This window comes from Mameliella sp. AT18, from assembly GCF_028807275.1.
GTDB lineage: Bacteria > Pseudomonadota > Alphaproteobacteria > Rhodobacterales > Rhodobacteraceae > Antarctobacter > Antarctobacter albus.
The window spans coordinates 1-7,056 of the sequence record NZ_JARAMO010000167.1; the positions used below are offsets into that span (position 1 = coordinate 1).

The following is a 7,056-nucleotide window of genomic DNA, read 5'->3' on the forward strand; positions in this document are numbered from 1 at the left end:
CGCAGGTCCAGAGGGGGCAGCGCCCCCTGACCCGGTTGGGTCAACCCAACGGCCGGGACTTTTCCACAAGGCCCAGCACGACCGATCCAAGGATGCAGCCGGTGAACAGGTAGAGCCCCCAGGCGGTTTCCACCCGGCCCACGCCCATGCCCTGCGCCAGCGTGATGTAAAGCGCAATCAGAAAGACATCCGCCATCCCCAGGCGTCCGATCACGTTCAGGGCGGGCAGGGCGCGCCTGTCCAGAAAGCCGAACTGTACCAGCGCCAGTCCCAGTGTCTTGATCAGCGGCGCCACCAGCGCAAAGAGCGTCACCAGCAGCGCCAGGAATACATCCGTACCCCAAAGTGACTGCAAACCCGAGACCAGGCTTATCTCGCTCATGCCGAACAGCGGCAACAACCCGGCACGCATCAGGGGGGCAAACCAGGAAATCGGGTACAGGAGGAACAGCACGAGGTTGAGCCAGCGCAGGTGGCGGCGCCAGTCCGCGGCCCCCAGGGCCGCTGTCACGAGGTCCACCACCACAGACCCACGAGCCCGGCCAGCATCGCCAGGTGTATGAGATCGATCCAGCGGGCCCGGACACCGGGCAGCGTCCCGCTCAGGCCCAGGATGATGGAGGGCACGATAAGGACGGGCAGGCCGCCGCCCTCGGCCATGGTGCGTGCGGCAGTCGTGTAGAGAACCCCGTTGTTGAGGCCGAAAGCGGGCGCAAAGACCGTCGCGACGCCGGCCAGCGACATCATGAACGCCACCAGCGCCAGTCCCTGGGCAAGGCCCCGGCCGAGCAACAGACGCAAAAGCGCGAGGATCGCCAGGACTTCCAGGTAGAGGAACTTCTTGGCGAAGAGAAAGAAAAGAACCACCGGATCGGGCTGGAAGATGCCGTTCATCGCACCGCCTCGATCGGGCCCTCGGCGCGGCCAGAGATGAACTGGTCGACGTAAGGGTCGCCGCTGCTGTCCAGCTGTGACACGGGGCCGGTCCACTGGATGACGCCATCGTGCAGCATGGCCACGCGGTCGGCGATGGCGCGGACGCTGGTCATGTCATGGGTGATGGTCATGGCGGTGGCGCCCATCTCGGTCACGATCTCGCGGATCAGCTCGTTGATGACCCCGGCCATGATCGGGTCCAGCCCGGTTGTCGGTTCGTCAAAGAAGATGATTTCCGGCTCTGCGGCGATGGCGCGGGCAAGGCCGACCCGTTTCTGCATCCCGCCCGAAAGCTCCGCCGGCAGGCGGTCGGCCACATCGGGTTTCAGGCCCACGCGACGGAGTTTCTCGATCGCGATGGCGCGGGCCTCGTCGCGCGGTTTCTTGAGCGACCCGCGCAGCAGGCGAAAGGCCACGTTCTGCCAGACCGGCAGGCTGTCGAACAATGCCGCGCCCTGGAATAGCATCCCGAAGCGGGCCAGTAAGGCGTCGCGGTCGGCCTTGGTCACGTCCTGTCCGTCCAGCGTGATGGTGCCGCTGTCGGGGGGGACGAGGCCCAGGATGCATTTCAGCAGCACCGATTTGCCGGTGCCCGAGCCGCCGATGATGACCATCGAGCTGCCCTTGTCGATGGTCAGGTTCACGTCGCGCAAGACGTGGTTTTCGCCGAAGGCCTTGGAGACATGGCTGAGGTCGATCATGAGGCACCATCCCCGGGGCTTGGGACAAGCGCGTTTGAACGCGCTTGGAAAGCGTCTTCGAAGACGCTTTCTCGGTCGGTGGCCAATCGGTTGCGCAAGCTGACGCTCATAGCGAAAAGAACGCCCCCGTCAGCAGGAAGTTCGCGGCCAGGATCAGCACTGCCGCCGCCTCGACCGAGCCCTTGGTGGCGCGGCCGACGCCCTGGGCGCCGCGGCCTGAGGCCATGCCGAAATAGCAGCCCATCAGCGTCGCCAGCCCGCCAAATGCGCAGCCCTTGACCAGCGAGGAAATCACGTCGAGCGGTTCGAGGAAATCCATCGTGTTCTTGAGATAGGCCGCCGGATTGAACCCCAGCGATCCGGTCGCCACCGCGTAGCCACCGAAGATGCCGATCACATCCCCCACCGCCACCAAAAGCGGCACCACGATCAGCCCGGCCAGCACTCGCGGCGCGACGAGGTATTTCATCGGATCGGTGGACAGCGTGACCAGCGCGTCGATCTGTTCCGTCACCTTCATGGTGGCGATTTCTGCCGCAATGCTCGATGTCACGCGCGCCGCGATCATCAGGCCCACCAGCACCGGACCCAACTCGCGCACCATGCCGATGGCGACAATCTGGGGCACCACCGCCTCGGCGTTGAAACGCGCGCCGCCGGAATAGATCTGCAGCGCCAGGGCCGCGCCGGTAAAGATCGCCGTCAGCCCGACGACCGGCAGCGAGAGCCAGCCGATGTTCAACAGCGCCAGGCCCAGTTCGCGGCCATAGAAAGGCGGGCGCAGCACGTGGCTAAGCGCGGTCAGAGCAAAGAGCGTGACACGCCCGACGACGGCCATCAGCGCCAGCGTGGCGCGCCCCAGCGCGCCGAAGGGCGACAGCAGGATCACGCGCCGGTGTAGGTGCGGGCGTAACGCGCACCCAGCGAGGTCAGGATCTCGTAGCCGATGCTGCCGGCCCAGTCGGCCAGTGTGTCGACGCTCTGGTGACGGCCCAGCAGTTCAAGGCTTTGCGGCGTTTCCGCCACGGCCGTCACGTCGACGCCGATCAGGTCCATCGAGATGCGGCCCAGCACCTCGCACCGGGTTTCACCGGCCCAGAGATGGGCTTTGTGGCTCATGGTGCGCAGGATGCCGTCGGCATAGCCGGCGGCAACGGTGGCGACCCGGGTCGGACGTTCGGCGGTCCAGGTGTTGCCATAGCCCACGGTTTCGCCCGGTTCGACGTCGCGGACCTGGATCACCGGCAGATCGACAAAGGCCACGGGCCGCGCATCGACGAAGGGCAGACCGCCATAGACGCCGATCCCGGGGCGGGTGACCTCGAAATGAAAATCCGGCCCCAGCAGCACGCCGCCGGTGGCCGACAAGGACCGGGGCGCCTCGATCCCGTCGGTCATCTGGCGGAAGGCCTGCAACTGGCGGGCATTCATCGGATGATCGGGTTCATCGGCGCAGGCAAGGTGGCTCATGATGAGGGCAGGATGCTGCGACAGGGCGATATCGCGCAGCGCGCTCCACTCTGCGGGTTCCATCCCCAGACGGTTCATGCCGCTGTCCAGCTGGATGCCGAATCCGTGGCCCGGCAGGCTTTCCACATGGCGCAGCATCTGGTCGATGGAATTGATCATCGGGGTCAGCTGCGCATCGCGGATCAACCCGGCATCGCCCGCCATGTGGCCGGAAAAGACGCAGATTTCCGGACCCGGGCCCAGGATGCGGCGCAACTCGGCGCCTTCTTCGGCGATGGCGACAAAGAAACGCCGCGCGCCTTCGGCGGCCAGCGCCGGGGCGACCTGTGACAGCCCGAGGCCATAGGCATCCGCCTTGACCACGGCGCCGGCCTCGGCCTGTGCCATGTCGGCAAGTGAACGCCAGTTGGCGCGCAGCGCCGCGAGATCGATGGTAAGACGTGCCTGAGCCATGCCCGCTGTCTTTCTCAGGTTCTGGGTGAGGGTCAAGCGCGAAATCGCCGCGTGTGCGGGCTGGACGGCGGGCCTTTGCCGCTTATGCTGGGTTTCCGGACGGTGCGGGAGGGGCAGGAATGTATGCGGCATTGCGGCTTGAGGGTCTGCTGTTCCTCCTGGCGCTGCGCTATCTGACCCGTATTCCGGTGCCGCGGGGGCTGCCGGTCTCGGACGACCTGATGGTGCGGGCGGTGAAATACCACCCTGCCGTGGGCGCGCTGGTGGGCGGGATCGGGGCATTGGTGCTTTGGGCGGCGGCGCCCGTCCTGCCCTGGTCCACGGCGGTGATCCTGTCGCTGGCCGCCACCCTGCTGGCGACGGCGGGATTTCACGAGGCCGGGCTGGCCGATGCGGCCGAGGGGCTGTCTGTGGGCCAAGACCGGGCCGAGGTCATCCAGATCATGGATCACACCCGGCTGGGCACCTATGGCGCCCTGACGCTGGCCGTTGTCCTGGGGCTGAAACTGACGCTCCTGGCGGGGATGTCGCTGGGGCAGGCTTGCCTGGCGCTGATCGCCGCGCATGCGGTGGGCCGGATGGCGGCGGTGCATGTCACGTTGATCACCGTTCATGCCCGCAGCGAGGGGATGCAGAAATTCGTCCCCAAGGTCACGCCCGACGGATATCGTGTCGCGCTGGCCTGCACGCTGGTGGTGCTGGCGCTGGTCTTGATGCCGCTGGGCGGCGGCGCTGTGCTCTGCGGGTTCATCGGGGCGATCCTGCTGGCTCAAGCCTTCCGGGCGGTCTGCGTGGCGCGGATCGGTGGATATACCGGCGATTGCCTGGGTGGGTCCGTCCTGTTCGGAGAACTCGGGTTCTACCTTGGATCAATTCTCTGGTTTCAGGTGTAATATCAGGTCATTGCAGGGTGGTCTTCAGGTGGTGCACGAAGGTGTCTCTTTCAGCCTTCGGCAACCCGGCCCGGCGGATCTGACGCCTCTTGTCCCGGGTCGGATTGCCGGTCTGCCCGACGGTCGTTCGATTACACCTGGCCCGCGTCGCCGTGCTGCCACGGCTTGACGAGGTTGCCGAAGCGGGTGAACTGGCTTTCGAAGGAGAGTTCGACCGTGCCGATGGGACCGTGACGCTGCTTGCCGATGATGACTTCGGCCTTGCCGTGCAACCGGCTCATGCGTTCCTGCCAGGCGGCCATTTCGTCCAGCCGGTCGTCCGAGGGTTTTTCCCGTTCGGCGTAATATTCCTCGCGGAACACGAACATGACCACGTCCGCGTCCTGCTCGATCGAGCCCGATTCCCGAAGGTCAGAAAGCTGGGGCCGCTTGTCGTCGCGGCTTTCGACCTGGCGCGAGAGCTGGGACAGGGCGATGACCGGGATGTTCAATTCCTTGGCGATGGCCTTGAGACCCATCGAGATTTCCGCGATCTCCTGCACCCGGTTGTCGGCGGTGCCGCGCAGCAGTTGCAGGTAGTCGACGATGATCAGGTCCAGCCCGTGCGTCCGTTTCAGACGGCGCGACCGCGCCGCCACCTGGCTGATCGGCAGGGCGGGCGTGTCGTCGATGTAAAGCGGGCAGGCCTCGAGATCCTTGGCCGCCTGGACAAAGCGGCGGAACTCGGTTTCGTCCATGTCACCTTGGCGGATCTTGTGGCTGGAAATTTCCGAGGCCTCGGCCAGGATCCGGCCCGCCAGCTGCTCGGCGCTCATTTCCAGGCTGAAGAAGCCGACGACACCGCCGTCGATCGCGCCGGTGCTGCCGTCCGGGCGTTCGCCCTTCCGGTAGGCCTTGGCGATGTTGAAGGCGATGTTGGTGGCCAGCGAGGTCTTGCCCATCGAGGGGCGTCCGGCGAGGATCAGAAGGTCCGAGGGATGGAGTCCCCCCAGCTTCTTGTCCATGTCGATCAGCCCGGTCGAGATGCCGGCAAGCCCGCCTTCGCGCTGGTAGGCCGCGTTGGCGACATTAACCGCCTCTGTTACGGCCTTGAGAAAGCTTTGAAATCCGCTTTCGGTCTGACCCTGTTCCGCCAGCTTGTAAAGCGCCTGTTCCGCCTCGACGATCTGTTCGCGCGGCTCGGATTTCACGTCGACCTTGGCCGCCTTGTCCGAGATGTTCTTGCCCAGGCGGATCAGGTCACGGCGCACGGCCAGGTCATAGATCATCTGCGCGTAGTCGCGCACCGCGAAGGTCGAGACGGCGGAGCCGGCAAGCCGGGCGAGATAGGCGGTGCCGCCCAGTTCCTTGAGACCCTCGTCGTCCTCCATGAAGGCCTTGAGCGTGACCGGCGAGGCGAGGTTGTTCTTGGCGATGCGTGCCGCGGCGATTTCGAAAATTCGGGCGTGCACGGGATCGTAGAAATGCTGCGCGCTGATGATCGCGGCAATGCGGTCGTAGATGTCGTTCTCGGTCAGGATCGCGCCCAGGAGCTGCTGCTCGGCCTCGATCGAATGGGGCATGGTCTCGGCGGATTGGACCTCGATTCCGGTCGGATTGATTGTGGCGATCTCGTTCATTTTTCTCCCCCACTGCTCGGGATGGCGGCATAGCAAGCGCAGCCGCCGGGGTGCAAAATGTATGTTTCTGGGGATAAGCCGGGGATGCTCCCCACCACATGATATTGCCAGCCGGGGCGCCCTGCCGTCAATATCTTGACGGCACGACTCAGGGCTGTGGTGGGTGTGCCACAGGCAACGTGCTCTTTGCAGAGCTTAACGCGTGGTTAACCCTCGGCGCGGGCGGCGCGCCAGGCGTGCGGATCCTTGAGGAACGACTCGACCTCGGACAGGACGCCGGCATGTTTCGCGGGGGCCTCGGCCAGCACCTCCCACCAGGTGCAGAGGTGGTGGAGGTCTACGCCGTGGTCGCCCAGGGTTTTGATCGTCTCGGGGAAGATGCCGTAGTAAAAGATCACCGCCGTGTGGCCACAGGTGGCGCCGGTGTCGCGGATGGCATCGACAAAGCTGAGTTTCGAGCCGCCGTCGGTGGTCAGGTCCTCGACCAGCAGCACGCGCTGGCCTTCGGTCATGGCGCCCTCGATCCGGGCATTCCGACCGTAACCCTTTGGTTTCTTGCGCACATAGGTCATGGGCAGGCCCATGCGCTCGGCCACCAGGGCGGCAAAGGGGATGCCTGCGGTTTCGCCCCCGGCGATGTTGTCGAAGGCCTCGAAGCCTGCGTTGCGCATGACGGTGACGGTCAGGAAATCCATCAGGGTCGAGCGGATGCGCGGGAAGGAGATCAGCTTGCGGCAGTCGATGTAGACAGGCGACAGCTGGCCGGAGGCGAGCTTGAACGGTTCATCGGTCATGAAGTTGACCGCCTCGATTTCCCAGAGCATCCGCGCGGTCAGGCGGGCCATTTCTTCGGCGGTGGGATAGGTCGAGGGGATCATGGCGCGTGCTCCGGCTGTCTGGGTCGCGCCGGATTAGCGCGTTGCGCGCCGGTTTTGAAGGGGGGATCGCATCCCGCGGGTCTTGTACAAAACGTACGTTTTGTAC

General features: G+C 65.3%; 8 protein-coding genes. 1 reads left to right on the forward strand and 7 read right to left on the reverse strand.

Features of this window, described 5'->3' with window-relative positions; translation table 11 throughout:
* Window positions 1-40 precede the first annotated feature (40 nt).
* From PVW46_RS14980 to alr, 5 genes are all read right to left on the reverse strand, one after another.
* On the reverse strand, window positions 41-511 hold the full coding sequence (locus tag PVW46_RS14980) for a paraquat-inducible protein A (protein WP_274576427.1): 471 nt from the start codon (window positions 509-511) through the stop codon (window positions 41-43).
* Window positions 508-894 (reverse strand): hypothetical protein, encoded by a 387-nt coding sequence (locus PVW46_RS14985; protein WP_274576429.1) that lies wholly within the window; start codon window positions 892-894, stop codon window positions 508-510. Before PVW46_RS14985 ends, PVW46_RS14980 begins: the two co-directional genes overlap by 4 nt.
* On the reverse strand, window positions 891-1,637 hold the full coding sequence (locus PVW46_RS14990) for an ABC transporter ATP-binding protein (protein WP_069211496.1): 747 nt from the start codon (window positions 1,635-1,637) through the stop codon (window positions 891-893). The genes PVW46_RS14985 and PVW46_RS14990 overlap by 4 nt, the downstream gene beginning before the upstream one ends.
* A gap of 106 nt (window positions 1,638-1,743) precedes the next feature.
* Window positions 1,744-2,475: an MlaE family ABC transporter permease gene (locus PVW46_RS14995; protein ID WP_052244402.1), complete on the reverse strand. Its 732-nt coding sequence runs from the start codon at window positions 2,473-2,475 to the stop codon at window positions 1,744-1,746.
* A 47-nt stretch (window positions 2,476-2,522) separates the two neighbouring features.
* Window positions 2,523-3,560, reverse strand: coding sequence for an alanine racemase (gene alr / locus PVW46_RS15000; RefSeq protein ID WP_069211495.1), 1,038 nt, complete (start codon window positions 3,558-3,560; stop codon window positions 2,523-2,525).
* A gap of 119 nt (window positions 3,561-3,679) precedes the next feature.
* On the opposite strand from alr, the gene PVW46_RS15005 reads away from it, so the two are divergent.
* Window positions 3,680-4,453: an adenosylcobinamide-GDP ribazoletransferase gene (locus PVW46_RS15005; protein ID WP_069211494.1), complete on the forward strand. Its 774-nt coding sequence runs from the start codon at window positions 3,680-3,682 to the stop codon at window positions 4,451-4,453.
* Between the two features lie 131 nt (window positions 4,454-4,584).
* Here PVW46_RS15005 and PVW46_RS15010 read toward each other — a convergent pair whose 3' ends face one another.
* Entirely contained in the window at window positions 4,585-6,072 is a 1,488-nt protein-coding gene (locus tag PVW46_RS15010) for a replicative DNA helicase (RefSeq protein WP_043139679.1), read from the reverse strand.
* Between the two features lie 206 nt (window positions 6,073-6,278).
* Entirely contained in the window at window positions 6,279-6,950 is a 672-nt protein-coding gene (locus PVW46_RS15015) for an orotate phosphoribosyltransferase (protein WP_043139676.1), read from the reverse strand.
* Between the last annotated feature and the right edge of the window lie 106 nt (window positions 6,951-7,056).